General features: G+C 55.8%; 15 protein-coding genes. 3 read left to right on the forward strand and 12 right to left on the reverse strand.

Features of this window, described 5'->3' with window-relative positions:
• Positions 1–45 precede the first annotated feature (45 nt).
• From pyrG to rlmD, 4 genes are all read right to left on the reverse strand, one after another.
• Entirely contained in the window at positions 46–1,683 is a 1,638-nt protein-coding gene (gene pyrG / locus ACB496_RS17590; protein ID WP_095283160.1) for a glutamine hydrolyzing CTP synthase, read from the reverse strand.
• 224 nt (positions 1,684–1,907) lie between these two features.
• Entirely contained in the window at positions 1,908–2,699 is a 792-nt protein-coding gene (mazG, locus tag ACB496_RS17595; RefSeq protein WP_371973158.1) for a nucleoside triphosphate pyrophosphohydrolase, read from the reverse strand.
• Positions 2,700–2,768: 69 nt separating this feature from the next.
• On the reverse strand, positions 2,769–5,000 hold the full coding sequence (relA, locus tag ACB496_RS17600; protein ID WP_102104651.1) for a GTP diphosphokinase: 2,232 nt from the start codon (positions 4,998–5,000) through the stop codon (positions 2,769–2,771).
• Between the two features lie 52 nt (positions 5,001–5,052).
• Positions 5,053–6,351, reverse strand: coding sequence for a 23S rRNA (uracil(1939)-C(5))-methyltransferase RlmD (gene rlmD / locus ACB496_RS17605; RefSeq protein ID WP_371973159.1), 1,299 nt, complete (start codon positions 6,349–6,351; stop codon positions 5,053–5,055).
• 57 nt (positions 6,352–6,408) lie between these two features.
• On the opposite strand from rlmD, the gene barA reads away from it, so the two are divergent.
• Complete coding sequence (barA, locus tag ACB496_RS17610) at positions 6,409–9,168, forward strand: two-component sensor histidine kinase BarA (RefSeq protein WP_371973160.1); 2,760 nt, start codon at positions 6,409–6,411, stop codon at positions 9,166–9,168.
• Between the two features lie 58 nt (positions 9,169–9,226).
• Here barA and ACB496_RS17615 read toward each other — a convergent pair whose 3' ends face one another.
• From ACB496_RS17615 to syd, 8 genes are all read right to left on the reverse strand, one after another.
• On the reverse strand, positions 9,227–10,366 hold the full coding sequence (locus tag ACB496_RS17615; RefSeq protein ID WP_371973161.1) for a glycerate kinase: 1,140 nt from the start codon (positions 10,364–10,366) through the stop codon (positions 9,227–9,229).
• An 88-nt stretch (positions 10,367–10,454) separates the two neighbouring features.
• Positions 10,455–11,792: a glucarate dehydratase gene (gudD, locus tag ACB496_RS17620; RefSeq protein WP_371973162.1), complete on the reverse strand. Its 1,338-nt coding sequence runs from the start codon at positions 11,790–11,792 to the stop codon at positions 10,455–10,457.
• A 16-nt stretch (positions 11,793–11,808) separates the two neighbouring features.
• Positions 11,809–13,149: an enolase C-terminal domain-like protein gene (locus ACB496_RS17625; protein WP_371975255.1), complete on the reverse strand. Its 1,341-nt coding sequence runs from the start codon at positions 13,147–13,149 to the stop codon at positions 11,809–11,811.
• A complete protein-coding gene (gene gudP, locus ACB496_RS17630; RefSeq protein ID WP_371973163.1) occupies positions 13,149–14,504 on the reverse strand; it encodes a galactarate/glucarate/glycerate transporter GudP in 1,356 nt (451 codons plus the stop codon). The genes ACB496_RS17625 and gudP overlap by 1 nt, the downstream gene beginning before the upstream one ends.
• Before the next feature lie 388 nt (positions 14,505–14,892).
• The gene (locus ACB496_RS17635) at positions 14,893–15,342 is read right to left on the reverse strand and encodes a flavodoxin (RefSeq protein WP_100779111.1); all 450 of its coding nucleotides are present in this window, start codon (positions 15,340–15,342) and stop codon (positions 14,893–14,895) included.
• Between the two features lie 21 nt (positions 15,343–15,363).
• The gene (gene truC, locus ACB496_RS17640) at positions 15,364–16,143 is read right to left on the reverse strand and encodes a tRNA pseudouridine(65) synthase TruC (RefSeq protein WP_231275102.1); all 780 of its coding nucleotides are present in this window, start codon (positions 16,141–16,143) and stop codon (positions 15,364–15,366) included.
• The gene (locus ACB496_RS17645) at positions 16,140–16,469 is read right to left on the reverse strand and encodes a YqcC family protein (protein WP_102104849.1); all 330 of its coding nucleotides are present in this window, start codon (positions 16,467–16,469) and stop codon (positions 16,140–16,142) included. The genes truC and ACB496_RS17645 overlap by 4 nt, the downstream gene beginning before the upstream one ends.
• A gap of 630 nt (positions 16,470–17,099) precedes the next feature.
• Complete coding sequence (gene syd / locus ACB496_RS17650; RefSeq protein WP_371973164.1) at positions 17,100–17,645, reverse strand: SecY-interacting protein; 546 nt, start codon at positions 17,643–17,645, stop codon at positions 17,100–17,102.
• Positions 17,646–17,714: 69 nt separating this feature from the next.
• On the opposite strand from syd, the gene queF reads away from it, so the two are divergent.
• Positions 17,715–18,557 (forward strand): NADPH-dependent 7-cyano-7-deazaguanine reductase QueF, encoded by an 843-nt coding sequence (gene queF / locus ACB496_RS17655; RefSeq protein ID WP_371973165.1) that lies wholly within the window; start codon positions 17,715–17,717, stop codon positions 18,555–18,557.
• Positions 18,558–18,666: 109 nt separating this feature from the next.
• Positions 18,667–20,031: a nucleotide 5'-monophosphate nucleosidase PpnN gene (gene ppnN / locus ACB496_RS17660; protein WP_100779107.1), complete on the forward strand. Its 1,365-nt coding sequence runs from the start codon at positions 18,667–18,669 to the stop codon at positions 20,029–20,031.
• Positions 20,032–20,069 lie beyond the last annotated feature (38 nt).

The raw sequence follows: 20,069 nt of genomic DNA on the forward strand, positions 1-20,069 counted from the left end.
ACAAACAACGCGTACCGATGGTACGCGTTGCCGTTCTAACTTTTTTTACTTCGCCTGACGCTTCTGGTATTCGCTCGCGGCTTTCACAAAGCCTGCAAACAGCGGATGTCCGTCACGCGGCGTTGAAGTAAATTCCGGGTGGAATTGACAGGCGACGAACCACGGATGGTTTGGCACCTCAATGATCTCGACTAACTGATCATCCCCGGAGCGGCCCGCGATACGCAGACCCGCAGCTTCGATTTGTTTCAACAGCATATTGTTGACTTCGTAGCGGTGACGATGGCGTTCAGTGATGGTTGGCGCACCATACATTTTGCGAACCAGACTATCGTCAGACACCTGGCAAGCCTGAGCGCCAAGACGCATCGTGCCACCCAGATCGCTCTTCTCAGTACGGACTTCGACGTTGCCGTCTTCATCACGCCATTCTGTAATAAGCGCCACAACAGGGTACTTACAGTCTGGCACAAATTCCGTAGAGTTCGCGTTTTCCATCCCGACTACGTTACGAGCGAACTCGATCAACGCAACCTGCATACCCAGGCAAATGCCGAGGTAAGGAATATTGTTTTCACGCGCAAAGCGTGCGGTAGCGATCTTGCCTTCAACACCGCGGTAGCCGAAGCCGCCAGGGATCAGAATAGCATCCAGATCTTTCAGAATTTCGACACCGCGGGTTTCAACATCCTGCGAATCAATCAGCTTGATGTTAACGGTTACGCGGTTCTTCAGACCACCGTGTTTCAGCGCTTCAATCACTGACTTATAGGCATCCGGCAGTTCAATATACTTGCCGACCATACCGATAGTCACTTCGCCTGCCGGATTAGCTTCTTCGTAGATAACCTGTTCCCATTCTGACAGATTAGCTTCCGGACAGTTCAAGCTGAATCGTTTACAAATATAATCGTCCAGACCCTGTGATTTCAACAGGCCCGGGATTTTATAAATGGAATCGACGTCTTTCAGAGAAATCACAGCCTTTTCAGCGACGTTACAGAACAATGCAATTTTCGCGCGCTCGTTGGCCGGAACGGCACGATCGGAGCGGCAGATCAGGATATCAGGCTGGATACCGATAGAGAGCAATTCTTTCACGGAGTGCTGCGTCGGTTTGGTTTTCACTTCACCGGCTGCCGCCATGTATGGCACCAGCGTCAGGTGCATGAACAGCGCGTGTTCACGACCAATATCAACCGCCAGCTGACGAATCGCTTCCAGGAATGGCAGGGATTCGATATCACCCACGGTACCGCCAATTTCAACCAGCACAACGTCGTGACCTTCGCCACCTGCGATGATGCGCTCTTTGATAGCGTTGGTGATATGCGGGATAACCTGAACGGTTGCGCCTAAGTAATCGCCACGGCGTTCTTTACGCAGAACGTCAGAGTAGATACGACCCGTGGTGAAGTTGTTGCGGCGACTCATTTTAGTACGGATGAAGCGCTCGTAGTGACCTAAGTCCAAATCGGTTTCAGCGCCGTCTTCGGTAACGAACACTTCGCCGTGCTGGATTGGGCTCATGGTGCCTGGATCGACGTTGATGTACGGATCCAGTTTCATCATAGTCACATTGAGGCCACGGGCTTCAAGAATGGCCGCGAGAGAGGCTGCGGCAATGCCTTTACCCAGAGAGGATACAACCCCGCCGGTCACAAAAATATAGTTCGTTGTCATGCTGAACCTGAGAAGTTAGGTTGGAACGATGGAATAACCAAGACGGGAAAGTAGTATACCCGAACACGGCGAGCGCCACAAACTTTCATTCTCCGTCTCCTGTCTCAGGCTTTGACAAACATAGGGAGTGAGAAAATAGCCCCTTTTGGGTAAATGTTTTTGACGCAAATCAAGCGCTTGTCATTTAAAAAATCACACAAATTGCGCTTGATCGCAAAAATCCGTTAGAGATCATGTTCCTGGCGTTTTACTTCCTGCCACACCTCTTCCATCAAATCGAGGTCCACGCCGGTCATTTCCAGGCCTCGTGCCGCAACAATCCGCTCGACTTCGCGGAAGCGACGTTCGAATTTGAGGTTGGCTTTTTGCAGCGCCGTTTCGGCTTTGACGCCCAAATGGCGCGAGAGGTTGACCGTGGCAAACAGCAGATCGCCCATCTCCTCTTCAAGGCGGGCTTCATCCACCACCGCCTGCTTAGCTTCATCCATCACTTCGTCGATCTCTTCGTACACTTTGTCGAGCACCGGGCCAAGAGAGGTCCAGTCAAAGCCCACGGCGGAACAACGCTTCTGAATTTTATGCGCACGCATCAGGGACGGCAGACTTAATGGGATATCGTCCAGCGCGGAGTGTTGTGCTTTTTCAGCGCGTTCAGCGCTTTTGATCTGCTCCCAACGGACCAGCACTTCTTCGCTGTTACCAGCGGTGGCGTTGCCAAAAATATGCGGGTGGCGACGTTCGAGTTTGTCGCTAATGGCGGCACAGATATCATTAAAATCAAAGCGCCCCTCTTCCTGCGCCATCTGCGCATAAAACACCACCTGGAAAAGGAGATCACCCAGTTCACCGCGCAGATCGTCAAAATCTTCGCGCGAGATAGCGTCCAGCACTTCATAGGTTTCTTCGAGGGTGTAAGGGGCGATGGTGGCGAAGGTCTGCTCTTTGTCCCACGGACAGCCGTTTTCCGGGTCACGCAGACGTTTCATAATGCCGAGCAGGCGGTCGAGTTGGTTCATTTTTACATCCATGATAAGTAAAGATAGCCGGTTAACAGCAAAGCGTTACCCGGCCAACAAAGAGTAAATTTACCCGCCGTGCAGACGTCGAGCGTCAATCACATCCGGCACCTGATTCAGCTTGCCAAGCACGCGCCCCAGCACCTGCAGGTTGTAGATTTCGATAGTCATATCGATAGTCGCAAGCTGCTCACGGGTATCGCTGCGGCTGGCGACGCCAAGGACATTAACCTTTTCGTTGGCGAGGATGGTAGTGATATCGCGCAGCAAACCGCTGCGATCGTTGGCGGTGACACGCACCACCAGCGAGTAACCCGCGGAATAGCTTTCGCCCCACACCGCATCCACAATACGTTCTGGTGCGTGAGATTGCAGTTCTGCCAGCTGTTCGCAGTCGGAGCGGTGAATGGAGATCCCGCGCCCCTGAGTGATAAAGCCCACGATATCATCGCCAGGTATTGGCTGGCAGCAGCGAGCGATGTGGTGCATCAGATTACCGACGCCCTCCACTACCACGCGGCCATTGTCTTTGCTGCGATGCTGCGGAGTATAGGTTTTCTGCTGAAGCTGCTTCAGTGCCGCCGCATCCTGCTCTTCCGCGCTCGGTTTGTTAAACTGAGACTGCAGGAAGTTCACCATCTGGTTGAGGCGAATATCGCCCCCGCCAATGGCTGCCAGCAGCTCATCAAGCTCATTGAAGTTGTAGCGCGGCAGCAGGTGTTTTTCCGCCTCTTTGATGCTAATGCCTAAATGCTCAAGCTCATCATCGAGGATCTGGCGACCCGCCAGGATATTCTTGTCGCGATCCTGTTTACGGAACCACGCGTGAATTTTGGAGCGTCCACGGCTGGTGGTGACATACCCCAGGTTCGGGTTCAGCCAGTCGCGGCTCGGGTTTGGCTGTTTCTGGGTGATGATTTCAATCTGATCGCCCATCTGCAGCTGATAGGTAAAGGGCACGATGCGCCCGCCGATCTTCGCGCCGATGCAGCGATGCCCCACGTCGCTGTGGATGTGGTAGGCAAAATCGAGGGGAGTAGACCCGGCAGGCAGATCGACAACGTCGCCTTTTGGCGTAAAGACGTAGACCCGATCGTCGAAGACCTGGCTGCGCACTTCGTCGAGCATTTCGCCGGAGTCGGCCATCTCTTCCTGCCACGCAATCAGCTTACGCAGCCATGCAATGCGGTCTTCATGGCCAGTGCGCGTTCCGCTGGATGGGCCTTCTTTGTATTTCCAGTGCGCCGCGACGCCCAGCTCGGCGTCTTCATGCATCTGTTTGGTACGAATCTGAATCTCGACCGTTTTACCGCCCGGCCCGAGCACTACCGTATGAATCGACTGGTAACCGTTCGGTTTCGGGTTCGCCACGTAGTCGTCGAATTCATCCGGCAGATGGCGGAAGTGAGTATGCACTATCCCCAGCGCGGCGTAGCAGTCCTGCAGGCGATCGGCAACGATGCGCACTGCGCGCACGTCGAACAACTCGTCAAAAGCGAGATGTTTTTTCTGCATTTTGCGCCAGATGCTGTAGATGTGCTTCGGACGACCATAGACCTCCGCCCGCACATTCTCTTCTTTCATCGACTGGCGCAATCCGCCCACGAACTCGTCGATATAGTGTTCACGATCGATACGGCGTTCGTGCAGCAGTTTGGCAATGCGTTTGTATTCTGCCGGGTGCAGATAACGGAAGCAGTAATCTTCAAGCTCCCATTTCAGCTGGCCGATACCTAAGCGGTTCGCGAGGGGCGCGTAGATATTGGTACACTCTTTCGCTGCCAGCACGCGTTCATCTTCCGGCGCGTCTTTCACTTCACGCAGGTGTGCGATGCGCTCGGCAAGCTTAATCACCACGCAGCGGAAATCATCCACCATCGCGAGCAGCATGCGACGAACGTTATCTACCTGTTCCGAGGAGACGGAATCTGTCTGAGCGGCTTTCAGCTGACGGATGGCGGCCATATCGCGCACGCCGTGAATAAGCGCCACAACCGGTTTACCGACGCTGTCACGCAGCACGTCTTCGCTCACCACTTCGGCATCTGCCAGCGGGAAGAGCAGCGCGGCCTGCAGCGTTTCGAGATCCATGTTGAGCATGGAGAGGATTTCGACCATCTCAATGCCGCGCCACAACAGCAGTTCGGCATCGGCATGTCCCTGCGTTGTGCGCAGACAATAGGCCCAGGTTTCGGTTAAGCGTTCACACGACTGCTGGCTGGAAATCCCCAGACTTGCGATCCATTTTTGTGGGTCAAACTCACCAGCTTTATTGAGATGTGCACTTCTTACCGCAACCATCGTCCTCTCCTTTAGGGACAAGGGCCTGTCGAATTCGACAAGCCGAAATTCGTTAGTTCTGCTCGAACAACACCATTGATTCCAGATGCCCAGTGTGCGGGAACATGTCCAGCATTGCCAGACGCTGAATCTGGTAACCCGCGCCCAATAAAGCCTCGCTGTCGCGGGCGAGCGTGGCCGGGTTACAGGAAACATAGACCACCCGTTTTGGCGCGAGTTTAATTATATGCTGCATTACGCCAGGCGCACCGGCGCGAGCCGGATCGAGCAGGATTTTATCGAAACCGTGCTTTGCCCACGGCTGCCGGGTGACATCTTCTTCCAGATTTTCATGAAAAAATGTCACATTGTGCAACGCGTTGCGCTGCGCATTTTCCTGCCCTTTTGCCACCAGCGCCTCGACGCCTTCTACACCGACAACGCTGGCCGCCCGTTTTGCCAGCGGAAGGGTGAAATTCCCCATCCCGCAAAACAGATCCAGTACCCGGTCACCGGGCTGAACATCCAGCCACGCGATTGCGGTGGCGACCATCTGCTGATTTACGCCGTCGTTTACCTGAATGAAGTCGCGCGGACTGAACGTTAAGCGTAGCCCGTCCGACAGATACCAGGGAGCTTCACCTGTAACCTGCTCAAGTATCTCGCTTTGTGGCGCAAGAAAAAGCGCCAGCTCGTGAGAATGCGAAAAGCGTTCCAGTTTTTCGCGGTCTTTGGCAGAAAGTGGCGCAGTGTGACGCAGCACCATCAGCGGGCCGTTATCGGCCAGTACCAGTTCCACATGCCCCAGCGAACGCACGCCCTGTAGATCAGACAGGCAGTTGCGCAGGTCCGGAAGCAATGCTTCAAGACGGGGCACCAAAACGGGGCACTGATTTACGTCGACAATGTCACTGGCGCTGCTCTTGCGAAAACCCATCTCCAGCTTTTGCGTTTTCGGTTGATAGTTTAGGCTCAGACGAGCGCGACGGCGGTAGCCCCACGGCTCGCCGGCGATGATGTCGTTCACGTCATGCTTGATAAGGCGTGCCAGCGCGATGCTTTTGCTGCGCTGTTGCAGGGCAACGCTGGCATGCTGCTGCTGACAGCCGCCGCACACGCCAAAATGCGGGCAGCGGGGCACAGTGCGTTCCGCGCTATCATTAAGGCGACGCTTCACTTTGCCGCGAGCAAACTTGTTCTTGTCTTCCGTCAGGGTGACTTCGGCACGCTCAGTGGGTAATAATCCGGGGATAAACACCGTCTTACCATTATGACGCGCAACGCCCTGGCCGAAGGGGTCAAGGTCGGTGACATCAACAGTTATGATCTGACGCGTCGTCACGCGTCGCTTTGCAGAGTAGAATTGCGCCATTGCCGAGAATTTTCTCAAATAAACATAATGACTCTAATTGTCCCATAACGGAACTCCATGACCAACTACAGCCTGCGCGCGCGCATGATGATTTTGATCCTCGCCCCGACCGTTTTAATCGGTTTGCTGCTGAGCATCTTCTTCGTTGTGCACCGTTACAATGACTTGCAGCGTCAATTGGAAGATGCGGGAGCCAGCATCATCGAACCGTTGGCCGTCTCCAGCGAATACGTCATGAACCTGCAAAACCGTGATTCCCTCGGCCAGTTAATCAGCGTTTTGCATCGGCGGCATTCAGAAATCGTGCGCGCCATTTCGGTCTATGACGAGAATAACCGGCTGTTTGTCACGTCGAATTTTCATCTCGATCCCGGCGAGCTTAAAATCCCCGACGGTACGCCTTTCCCGCGCCATCTGAGCGTGGTGCGACGCGGCGACATTATGATCCTGCGTACGCCCATTATCTCGGAAAGCTATTCACCTGATGAATCGGCCATATCAGATGCCAAGGCCAGTAATAATATACTGGGATATGTGGCGCTGGAGTTGGATCTCAAGTCAGTGCGCCTGCAACAGTACAAAGAAATTTTCATCTCCAGCGTCATGATGCTGTTCTGTATCGGCATTGCGCTGATTTTCGGCTGGCGATTGATGCGTGACGTCACCAGCCCGATTCGCAATATGGTGAACACCGTCGACCGTATCCGTCGCGGGCAGCTCGATAGCCGCGTCGAAGGGTTTATGCTCGGCGAGCTGGATATGCTGAAAAACGGCATTAACTCAATGGCAATGTCGCTGGCGGCCTATCACGAAGAGATGCAGCACAATGTCGACCAGGCGACCTCCGATCTGCGCGAAACCTTAGAGCAGATGGAGATCCAGAACGTCGAGCTGGATCTGGCGAAGAAACGCGCCCAGGAAGCGGCGCGTATCAAATCGGAGTTCCTGGCGAATATGTCCCACGAGCTGCGTACGCCGCTGAACGGGGTGATTGGCTTCACCCGCCTGACGCTCAAATCGGAGCTTAATCCGACTCAGCGCGATCACCTGCACACCATCGAGCGTTCCGCCAATAACCTGCTGGCGATCATCAACGATGTTCTCGACTTCTCCAAGCTGGAGGCGGGCAAACTCATCCTCGAAAGTATCCCCTTCCCGCTGCGCAGCACGCTGGATGAGGTGGTCACTCTGTTGGCCCACTCCTCCCACGACAAAGGGCTTGAGCTAACGCTGAACATCAAAAACGACGTGCCGGATAACGTCATCGGCGATCCTCTGCGCCTGCAGCAGGTGATCACTAACCTGGTGGGCAACGCGATCAAGTTTACCGAGAGCGGCAACATCGATGTGCTGGTTGAGCGCCGGGCGATAAGCAATAACAAAGTGCAGATCGAGGTGCAGATACGCGATACGGGCATTGGTATTCCCGAGCGCGATCAGTCGCGACTGTTCCAGGCGTTCCGGCAGGCTGATGCCAGCATCTCTCGTCGCCACGGCGGGACAGGTCTGGGGCTGGTGATCACCCAGAAACTGGTGAAAGAAATGGGAGGCGATATCTCCTTCCACAGCCAGCCGAATCGCGGCTCGACCTTCTGGTTCCATATTAATCTCGATCTGAACCCGAACGTGGTGACGGACGGACCAATGACGGATTGCCTGCGCGGTAAGCGTCTGGCCTATATCGAACCCAACGCCGCAGCCGCGCAGAGCACGTTGGATGTGCTCAGCACCACGCCGCTGGAGGTGATTTACAGCCCGACGTTCTCGGCGCTGGCAGTCGACCATTACGATATTCTGCTGATGGGCATTCCCGTGACGTTCACCGGTGAGCTGACCATGCAGCAGGAGCGGCTGGCGAAGGCCGCATCGATGACCGATTACCTGCTCCTGGCTTTGCCGTGCCACGCGCAGCTTAACGCGGAAGAGCTGAAAAATGACGGTGCCGCCGCCTGTCTGTTAAAGCCCCTTACCGCCACGCGCCTGCTGCCTGCGCTGACGGAATATTGCCGCATTAATCATCAGGCGATCCCTGTCTCGAGTGACGATCACAAGCTGCCCATGAGCGTGATGGCGGTGGATGACAATCCGGCTAACCTGAAACTCATCGGCGTATTGCTGGAGGATCAGGTGCATCACGTTGAGCTTTGCACCAGCGGCCCGCAGGCGGTTGAACAGGCCAAACAGATGCAGTTCGATCTGATCCTGATGGATATTCAGATGCCGGGCATGGACGGCATCCGCGCCTGTGAGCTGATTCGCCAGTTGCCGCATCAGCAGCAGACGCCGGTGATCGCGGTAACCGCGCACGCCATGGCCGGGCAAAAAGAGAAACTGCTCAGCGCCGGAATGAATGATTATCTGGCTAAACCGATCGATGAAGAGAAGCTGCACAGCCTGCTGCTGCGCTATAAACCGGGCTTCGCGACCGGAGTGTCTTTAGCGACGCCAGAACCGGCAGAGTTCAGCGTAAACCCGAACGCCACCCTCGACTGGCAGCTGGCGCTGCGTCAGGCGGCCGGGAAACCCGATCTGGCACGCGAAATGCTGCAAATGCTGGTCGCGTTCCTGCCTGAAATCCGTAACAAAGTGGAAGAACAGCTGGTCGGGGAACACCCGGACGATCTCCTCGAAGCGATCCATAAACTGCACGGTAGCTGTAGCTACAGCGGGGTTCCGCGTCTGAAAAGCCTTTGTCATTTGCTGGAACAGCAGCTGCGCTCGGGCACAACGGAATCTGAGCTGGAGCCGGAGTTTCTCGAGTTGCTGGATGAGATGGATAATGTGACGCGGGAAGCGAGGAAAGTATTAGGGGGGTAGTTTTCTTATTTAGCCCCTTCTGCCCGGCCCTCTCCGTGTGAGAGAGGGCCAGGAAAAACTACGCGCTCATGCCCATTTTCAACACTGCAGCAATATTCCGCGCTGCCATCCGCACATTCTCTTCTGCATTTTTCAGCGCCTCTTCCAGCGTACAGACGGTGTAAATTACGCTGAATACCGCGTCGATACCGTGCTCATGTACCACGCCGACATCCGCCGTCAGGCTGCCCGCAATTCCAATTACCGGCTTGTTGTAACGTTTGGCGACTTTCGCCACGCCGACGGGAACTTTGCCATGGATCGTCTGGCTGTCGATGCGTCCTTCGCCGGTGATCACCAGGTCAGCATCGGCGACGTGGTTATCCAGATGCAGCGCATCGGTGACAATCTCAATGCCCTGACGCAACTCTGCGCCGCAAAACGCATAAAGCGCTGCGCCCATCCCGCCAGCCGCCCCGCCACCTTCCAGATTGAGGACGTCGATGTCCAGGTCGCGGGCGATAATTTTCGCGTAATGGGCCAGAGAATCATCGAGCCGGGCGATCATCTCCGGCGTCGCCCCTTTTTGCGGGCCAAACACCGCCGATGCCCCTTCTTTGCCCGTCAGCGGATTGGTTACGTCGCAGGCCACTTCAATGCGACAGTTAGCCAGGCGGGTATCCAGCTCGCTGATATCAATCCGCGCCAGCTTCTCAAGCTCGCCGCCGCCCATGCCAATAGGATTATCTTCGGCATCCAGTAGCTTCGCACCGAGTGCCTGCACCATTCCGGCTCCGCCGTCGTTGGTGGCGCTGCCGCCGATACCGATGATGATGTGTTTAACGCCTGCATCGAGGGCGTGGCGAATCAGTTCGCCTGTCCCCCATGAAGTGGTTTTTAACGGATTGCGTAAGGAAGGTGCCACCATCTCCAGGCCGCTCGCTGCCGCCATTTCAATGAATGCGCTCTGCTCGTCGCCGGATAACCCGTAGAACCCTTCCACGTTTTCGCCTAAGGGGCCCGTGACCCGCACCTTGATAATACCGCCCTGTGTGGCTGCGACCATCGCCTCCACCGTCCCTTCGCCGCCGTCGGCAACGGGCAGTTTGACGTAGTGCGCGTCGGGGAAAATCTCGCGAAACCCCTGCTCGATTGCCGTCGCCACCTCAAGAGCACTCAAACTCTCCTTGTACGAGTCCGGTGCGATTACTATTTTCATAAGCCATCCTTACGCCTGTTGACTGGATTGAGCATACACCCGCGCTGAAAACAAAAATGCCGACTCCCGCAGGAACCGGCATTCACACTTAGCGCACCATGCACGGTCGCTTGTTGTTAAACGTCCAGTCCGGGATGAGATACTGCATCGCCATCGCGTCGTCGCGCGCGCCCAGGCCATGCTTTTGATACAGTTCGTGCGCTTTCATCAGTTGATCCATATCCAGCTCTACGCCCAGACCCGGCGTGGTCGGCACTTGCACCATTCCGCCTTTGATTTCGAACGGCTGTTTGGTCAGGCGCTGATTGCCCTCCTGCCAGATCCAGTGAGTATCAATCGCCGTAATGTTGCCTGGCGCGGCGGCGGCCACATGGGTGAACATCGCCAGTGAAATATCAAAGTGGTTGTTGGAGTGCGAGCCCCAGGTCAGCCCAAACTCATGGCACATCTGCGCCACGCGCACGGAGCCTTGCATTGTCCAGAAGTGCGGGTCCGCCAGTGGAATATCAACCGACTGCAGCGACAGCGTATGGCCCATCTGACGCCAGTCGGTGGCGATCATATTGGTCGCCGTCGGCAGCCCAGTCGCGCGACGGAACTCGGCCATCACCTCACGTCCGGAGAAGCCCTGCTCCGCACCGCATGGATCTTCTGCATACGCCAGTACGCCTTTCAGTTGTTTGCCGATGCCGATCGCTTCATTAAGCGACCAGGCCCCGTTCGGATCCAGCGTTACGCGCGCCTGCGGGAATCGTTTCGCCAGCGCGACAATCGACTCGGCCTCTTCTTCGCCCGCCAGCACGCCGCCTTTCAGTTTGAAATCGTTAAAACCGTATTTTTCGTAAGCGGCTTCCGCCAGGTGTACCACCGCCTCCGGCGTCATGGCTTCATCGTGACGAAGGCGATACCAGTCGCATTTTTCGTCCGGCTGGCTCTGGTACGCCAAAGGCGTGAGTTTGCGATCGCCGACGAAGAACAGATAGCCGAGCATTTCGACTTCACTGCGCTGCTGGCCTTCCCCCAGCAGCGACGCCACGTTAACCCCAAGATGCTGCCCCAGCAGATCCAGCATCGCGGCTTCGATCCCCGTCACCACGTGAATGGTAGTACGCAGATCGAAGGTTTGCAGCCCACGGCCTCCCGCATCGCGGTCAGCAAAAGTAGCGCGCACGGCGTTTAAGACATTTTTGTACTCGCCCAGGGTTTTGCCTACTACCAGCGGGATCGCCTCTTCCAGGGTTTTGCGGATCTTCTCGCCGCCAGGAATTTCGCCCACGCCCGTGTGGCCAGAGTTATCTTTGATAATCACAATGTTGCGGGTAAAGAACGGAGCATGGGCGCCGCTCAGGTTCATCAGCATGCTGTCGTGGCCCGCGACGGGAACAATCTGCATGGCAGTGACGACAGGAGTAGAGAAAGTGGTCATGGTGCAATCCTTTTAATTAGTGACGACCAAACGCCGGGCGTTTGCGGTCAAATTTCCAGCCGGGAACGAGATACTGCATTGGGCCTGCGTCGTTGCGCGCGCCACCTTGCAGTGTCTTGTACAGCGCGTGGGCCTTGTGGATCTGATCCCAGTCCAGCTCCACGCCCAGCCCCGGCGCATCCGGGACGGCAATCTTGCCGTCTTTTATCTCCAGCGGATTTTTGGTCAGGCGCGCGTCGCCCTCCTGCCAGATCCAGTGCGTATCGATAGCCGTGGGTGTGCCGGGAGCAGCAGCCCCCACATGCGTAAACATCGCCAGTGAGATATCGAAATGGTTGTTCGAGTGACAGCCCCAGGTCAGGCCCCAGTCGTCGCACAGCTGCGCGACGCGCACCGCGCCGGAGAGCGTCCAGAAGTGCGGGTCTGCCAGCGGAATGTCCACGGAATTGAGCATCACCGCGTGGCCCATTTCGCGCCAGTTCGTGGCGATCATATTGGTTGCCACCGGCAGCCCTGTCGCGCGGCGAAATTCCGCCATCACTTCGCGACCGGAGAAACCCTGCTCGGCCCCGCACGGATCTTCCGCGTAAGTGAGCACGTCGTTAAGCCCTTTGCAGAGCGAAATCGCCTCGTCCAGTCGCCAGGCACCGTTAGGATCAACGGTAATTCGCGCATCCGGGAAACGTTTTTTCAGGGCACGGGCGCTGTCGATCTCCTGCTCGCCAGGCAGGACGCCGCCCTTGAGTTTGAAATCCTTAAAGCCGTAGCGATCCTGTGCCGCCTCGGCTAAGCGAACCACCGCCTCGCTGGTGAGCGCTTCCTGATGACGCAGGTGATACCAGTCATAATTGCCAGGCGTGCTGGAGAGATAGGGCAGATCGGTTTTCTTGCGATCGCCCACGTAGAACAGATACCCGAGCACAGTGACGGCATCGCGCTGTTTGCCCGGCCCCAGCAGTTCGCACACCGGCACGTTCAGCGCTTTACCGAGCAGATCGAGTAGCGCCGCTTCGAGCGCAGCCACCGCATTCACCCGTAGCTCGAACGTCCAGGCCCCTTTGCCGAAGGTATCAAAATCGGCGGCCTGATTGCCTTTGTGTACTTGCTGCACCACCTTGTTCAGTCGCGCGACCTGCTGGCCGACAACCATCGGAACGGCGTCCAGCAACGTCTGGAGAATCACCTCACCGCCAGGCGCTTCACCGACGCCGGTATTCCCGGCGTTATCCGTGAGCACCACAATATTGCGCGTAAAGTACGCGTTATGGGCACCCCCGATGTTGAGCAGCATGCTGTCGTAACCGGCCACCGGAATGACCTGCATGTCGGTAATGACTGGACTTGACTGTGTATTCATCATGCACGCCCCGCGACCGGTTTCAGCTCAACGCGTTTAATATCGCCCACCAGCACCAGATAGCTGAGAACCGCCACCAGCGCGTGGACGCCTACGTAAATCAGTGCGCCATTGAAGGAGCCGGTGGTTCCGACGATATAGCCGATGGCGATCGGGGTAACGATGCCGGAAATGTTACCGAACATGTTGAACAGACCGCCACTCAGGCCGCTGATCTCCTTCGGCGCGGTATCTGCCATCACCGCCCAGCCCAGCGCACCAATTCCTTTGCCAAAGAAGGCCATCGCCATAAAGCCAATAATCATCCATTCGGCACTCACATAGTTGCAGAACACCATCGTCATGGAGAGCAGCATGCCCAGTACAATCGGGGTTTTACGCGCGATATTCAGCGAACCGGTACGGCGCATCAGCCAGTCGGAAATCACCCCGCCCAGCACGCCACCGATAAAGCCGCACACCGCCGGAACCGAGGCCACAAAGCCCGCTTTCAGAATCGACATTCCGCGCGCCTGCACCAGATAGACCGGGAACCAGGTGATGAAAAAGTAGGTTAAGGCGTTAATGCAGTATTGCCCAAGGTAGATGCCTATCATCATCCGCGAGCCAATCAGCTGTTTGATCTGGCCCCACTTATGGCTGAACGGCACTTTGGCCTTGTCGTTTTTCTGATCCATGTTGATCAGCGCACCGCCCTCAGCGATGTACTCCAGCTCTTTCTTGTTCACGCCCGGATGTTGATTCGGTTCGTGGATCACTTTTAGCCAGACAAAGCTGATGATGATCCCCAGTCCGCCCATAAAGAAGAAGACGTGTGACCAGCCCACTTCGTGGGTCAGCCAGCCCATAATCGGTGCGAAGATGACCGTCGCGAAATACTGGGCGGAGTTAAAAATCGCCACCGCCGTGCCCCTCTCCTGCGCCGGGAACCAGGCCGCGACGATGCGGCTGTTGCCAGGGAAGGAGGGCGCTTCTGCCAGCCCGACCAGGAAACGTAAGGTAAAGAGGGCAACGATAATGCCGAAGCCGCTGAAGATATCGACGAAGCCCTGCAGCAGCGTAAACATCGACCAGATAAAGATGGACCAGAAGTAAACGCGTTTGGAACCGAAGCGGTCAAGGAGCCAGCCGCCGGGGATCTGGCCAATTACATAGGCCCAAGAAAATGCGGAGAAGACATATCCCATGCCGACCGGATCAAGCCCGATGTCTTTTGCCATTTCAGAACCGGCAATCGACAGCGTGGCGCGGTCGCCATAGTTGAAGGACGTGACGATAAACAGCATCACCACTATCCAGTAGCGAGCATTGGTGCGCTTCTCAGCGCTGCTCGCCGCTTGGCTTAATGTACTCATTGTTGCACTCCTGAATCTTGGCTTGCGCCAGGTTCATTCTGTACGACATAACCTGTAGGGTAATCAGAATGAGAGGTTAGTGTTTTGCAGTTTTGGTACGGCATTTCTGGTACGGATAAGAGCCGTTTTATGGTTTCTAACTGCTTTTTTTGGTAACTGACGGGAAAAGTATATGTAAGAGGAGGCAGCAGCCTCACCGTGCATCAACACAACATTGGCGCACGAGTTGGAGGTTGTTTGTGGCAAAAGCCCAGGGGAGTGGAAGATGGTTCACGAAAATGGGGAAGAATGTGAGCCAGATTACCTGGCGGCGCTGCGCTTGCGCAGGCCTACATTGTAGGCCGAGGGTTTGAGGCCGGGTAAGGCATAACAGCCCCCCGGCGAAGGGTTATTTGAGCAACGCGCCCCACTGCTCAACCCATGGATTAGATTCGCTTTCTGGCTCCGGGTGTTCACCGGCGTCGATCAGCAGCATCTCACCCACGCGCTGCGCGCTTTGCTCCTGTAGCAGGGCGTCAAACTGCTTGCCGCCCCCGCAGAAATGGGTGTAGCTGCTGTCACCAAGGGCGATAATGCCGTAGCGCGTATCGGGCTGATAGCCCAGCGTGTCTTTGATTGCCTGGAAGAGCGGCACAATGCTGTCTGGCAGATCGCCCTGCCCGGTTGTTGATGTCACCACCAGCACGTACTGATCTTTATATTTTTCCCAGTCGGAAAGAGTCGGATCTTCATAGACCGTCGCTTTGTGACCCTGACTTAACAGAATCGCCTCGGCCTCTTCGGCCACCAGCAGCGAGTTACCGTACATTGTGCCGACAAAAATGCCTACTTCAGCCATGCTTCACTCCCTTCATTATCGCTATTGCTGTTCATCCTGAACGTTGCTCGCCACAAACTCAACCCTTTCATTTTCGGGGAGTTGTCCCATCCAGCCAAACTGTGACAGCGCCTGCATCCAGACGTCATCCAGCCCCGCACGGATCACCAGCGGTTCGCCGGTGAAGGGGTGGGTCAGGCTGAGCTGGCTGGCGTGCAGCATCAGGCGGTTGCAGCCAAAATGCTCGGCGGCGCTGCGGTTCTGGCGCAAATCGCCGTGCTTGCTGTCGCCAATGATCGGATGACGCAGATGGGAGAGATGGCGACGCAGCTGATGCTTGCGCCCGGTATGAGGCTCAAGCTCCACCAGCCCGTAGCGCGTGGTCGGGAATTTACCCGTGGCAACGGGCATTTCGACCGTCGCCAGACCGCGATAATCGGTCACTGCAGGCTGCGGCTCTTTATCGTCACGGGCAAATTTATCGGCGATTTTATCCAGCTCTTCGACCAGCGGATAATCAAGCGTCGCTTCGTCCATCAGCCAGCCGCGCACGATGGCGTGATAACGTTTTTGAATCTGATGCTGTTCGAACTGCTGCGACAAAAGGCGTCCGGCTTCGCTGGAAAGCCCCATCAACAGGACGCCTGAGGTAGGCCTATCAAGACGGTGGACGGTAAACACGTGCTGGCCAATCTGGTCACGCACGGTTTGCATCACCACGACTTTCTCGTCGCGATCCAGCCAACTACGGTGAACTAGCCAGCCAGACGGTTTATTGACCGCGACCAGCCACTCGTCCTGGTAGAGGATCTCAATGGTCATGCCTGGCCGCCGGAAAACAGCGTGTCCAGGCGTTGTAGTTCAATCAGCACGACATCGCGCGCCGGGTGCTGCGCATCAAGCGCCATTTCATAATAGGGGCAGATGGCAAAATCGTGGGGCAGCGGATGGCCGCCATCCAGCAGCGCGTGCAGGCGCGGGATGAGCACCCACTGCAGCCATTCAAACGGCTCAAGGGTGTCCAGACAGAATGGCTGGGTACTGGCGAAGGCCTCTTGCTGCGGCGCCGTTTCCTGCCACAGCTGATGGAGGCGCATCAGAGCTTCGATAGCGTGCAACTGCGCACGAACGCTGTCGTTATGCGTCATAAAAACCTCAACTGAAAAACTGAACGGCGCGCAGCATAGCATTCCGGGGCGCAGAAATAAAAAAAGGGAGCACTGTATAAACAGTGCTCCCGGTTCGTTTCGCAGCATTCCAGCTACAATTTGTGCTCCCTGCTCGTCCGTGACAACTTTTCCAGTGGCCGTGAGGCCTGATCGTCCGTAACCGCGCATCCTGCTCACATCATCCTGATGTGAATGTTTCATCCTGAAACGTCCTGGCCTTCCTGACCCACCGGGCATCATGTCCGGTTCTCATTCTCCGTCCTGGAGGTGTCCCTTACGCATCCTGCGTGATCCTTTTGCTTCAGTCCTGAAGCCTTCCTGCCGCGCCATCCTGACGTGTCCTGTGTGAGTAACGTCATCATCCTGATGTTCGTTTCTCGTGTCGTCATCCTGTCGACGGGATATAGAATCCCCTATTACGCTTCGTCTTACAACCCACCTAATCAGGCTTACCGTTATCACGGTTGCGATGACAACGAGGCATTTACAACCTAAATATATGAAATAAATCGTTATTAAATGAATAACTGATTACGTCATGCGGTTATATGACGGCGATCTCTCACAAGCCTTGTAAGAGATCTCTCACAAAATCTGTAGCATAACGGATTACAAAACGGGGTCGAGCTGATTAAGGAATTCCGCAAGTGAGGGGGCGAGAACATCGCGTTTGCGGGTGCCGAGCGTCTCTTTGATCACTTCGCCATTCAGGTTAGCAACAGCGATCACATCCAGTTCGCTGTCGAGCGTCGCGATAAACAGCGTCGGTGCAAGCTTCAGGCGTTTTTGCGTCACCAGATGTCCAATCAAGTTCTCCTGAACTCGCTGGAAATCCTCTTCACTCCAGGTCTGTAGCAGCGTCATCGTTTCATTGCCGAAACGGGCGCGCATATCCCCGGCAAACTGTGTGGTGTAAAACGCATGAACGGCTGGTTGTACCACAATGTCCATGGCGCGCTCAACCGCATTTACATTCTGCTGTTCCGTGAAGGGCTGTGGCTGCCAGATGATTTTATCGCCGAGCGTCGTAATAATGCACGGTGACGGCACGCCGTATAACTCTTCACTTTGCGGCCATGTGTCATGCTGTTGATGCCATGCATCGCAGTAGCGCGTCGTGAACGCCGTCAGGGCATTTGCAGTCTCAATATCCACCGATTTCTCTCTTCACGTAAGACAGGATAAACTTGTGCCTATAGTTTACCTGCAAAGTGACAATGAAACATGTCTTACGAAAATCATCAGGCGTTATCAGGCTTAACGCTGGGCAAAACCACTGATTACCGCGATACCTATGACGCCACCCTGCTACAGGGCGTTCCACGCAGTCTGAACCGCGATCCGCTTGGCCTGTCCGCGGATGCACTGCCGTTTGTCGGCGGTGATATCTGGACGCTTTACGAACTCTCCTGGCTCAACGCGCGCGGTTTGCCGCAGGTCGCCGTGGGCCACGTTGAGCTGAATTACGCCAGCGTGAATCTGGTGGAGTCCAAAAGCTTTAAGCTCTATCTCAACAGCTTTAACCAGACACGTTTTGACTCCTGGGAAGAGGTGCAGCGCACGCTGGCGCGCGATCTGAGTGCCTGCGCGCAGGGTGACGTGACCGTGGCGCTGTATCGTCTGAATGAGCTGGAAGGTCAGCCGGTGGCGCATTTCCACGGCACCTGCATCGACGATCAGGAGATCGAGATTGAGAGCTACGAATTCAGCACCCATTATCTGCAAAACGCGGCGGGCGAAAAAGTCGTTGAAGAGACGCTGGTCAGCCACCTGCTGAAATCCAACTGTCTAATCACCCACCAGCCTGACTGGGGCTCAGTGCAAATTCAGTATCGCGGCCCGAAAATTGACCGTGAAAAACTGCTGCGTTATCTGGTGTCGTTCCGCCATCACAACGAGTTTCACGAGCAGTGCGTCGAGCGCATCTTCAATGATATCCAGCGCTTCTGCCAGCCGGAGAAACTGAGCGTGTACGCCCGTTACACCCGTCGCGGCGGGCTGGACATTAACCCGTGGCGCACCAATACCGACTTTGTTCCGGCCACCGGACGCCTGGTTCGTCAGTAAATTTGTGAAATATGCGGGCTGTATTCCGCGTCTAAGGTTGTGAAACGTCATAAGCCAGGGCTATTGTAATCAACAGGGAAAGAAGATCTTTATCCCGTAAGGAGCTCACTTGATTACACATATTAGCCCGCTTGGCTCAATGGATATGTTGTCGCAGCTGGAAGTGGACATGCTTAAACGCACGGCCAGCAGTGACCTGTATCAACTGTTTCGCAACTGTTCACTTGCCGTTCTGAACTCCGGAAGTCTGACAGATAATAGTAAAGAGTTGCTGTCTCGCTTTGAAAGCTTTGATATCAACGTGTTGCGCCGCGAGCGTGGCGTGAAGCTTGAAGTGATAAATCCGCCGGAAGAGGCCTTTGTCGATGGGCGGATCATTCGCTCTCTGCAGGCCAACCTTTTCGCCGTGTTGCGCGACATCCTGTTTGTTAACGGACAAATTCACAATGCCGGGCGCTTCCAGCACCTTAATCTGGAAAGCTCGGCACACATGACTAACCTGGTCTTTTCCATTCTGCGTAATGCTCGCGCTCTGCACGTTGGCGAGGCACCTAACATGGTTGTCTGCTGGGGCGGCCACTCTATTAACGAAACAGAATATCTCTACGCACGCCGCGTAGGCACCCAGCTCGGCCTGCGCGAACTGAATATCTGCACCGGTTGTGGTCCTGGTGCGATGGAAGCGCCAATGAAAGGCGCGGCGGTCGGCCACGCGCAGCAGCGCTATAAAGAAGGCCGTTTCATTGGTATGACGGAACCTTCAATAATCGCGGCTGAGCCACCGAACCCGCTGGTGAATGAGCTGATCATCATGCCGGATATCGAGAAACGTCTCGAAGCCTTCGTGCGTATCGCACACGGGATCATTATCTTCCCGGGCGGCGTCGGAACGGCGGAAGAGCTGCTTTATCTGCTGGGTATACTGATGAATCCGGCGAATAAAAATCAGGTCTTGCCGCTAATCCTCACCGGGCCAAAAGAGAGCGCCGATTACTTCCGCGTGCTGGATGAGTTTATCGTGCACACCCTGGGCGAAGCGGCGCGTAGCCACTACCGCATTATCATTGACGATGCGGCAGAAGTGGCGCGTCAGATGAAAAAGGCGATGCCGCTGGTCAAAGAGAACCGCCGTGATACGGGCGATGCGTACAGCTTTAACTGGTCGATCCGCATCGCGCCAGACCTTCAGAAGCCGTTCGAACCGTCCCACGAGAATATGGCAAACCTGAAACTGTATCCGGATCAGCCCGTTGAAGTGCTGGCCGCGGATCTACGTCGTGCGTTCTCCGGCATCGTGGCCGGTAACGTAAAAGAGGTAGGCATTCGCGCCATCGAAGAGTACGGTCCGTACAAAATCCACGGCGACAGCCAGATGATGCGCCGCATGGACGATCTGCTGCAGGGCTTTGTCGCCCAGCACCGTATGAAGCTGCCCGGCTCGGCCTATATCCCCTGTTATGAGATTTGCGCCTGAGGGTCAGTTGCTTTCACTCAATTTAAGCCGGGCACTGC

Origin of the sequence: Lelliottia nimipressuralis, from assembly GCF_041464075.1 — a bacterium.
Lineage (GTDB): Bacteria > Pseudomonadota > Gammaproteobacteria > Enterobacterales > Enterobacteriaceae > Enterobacter > Enterobacter nimipressuralis.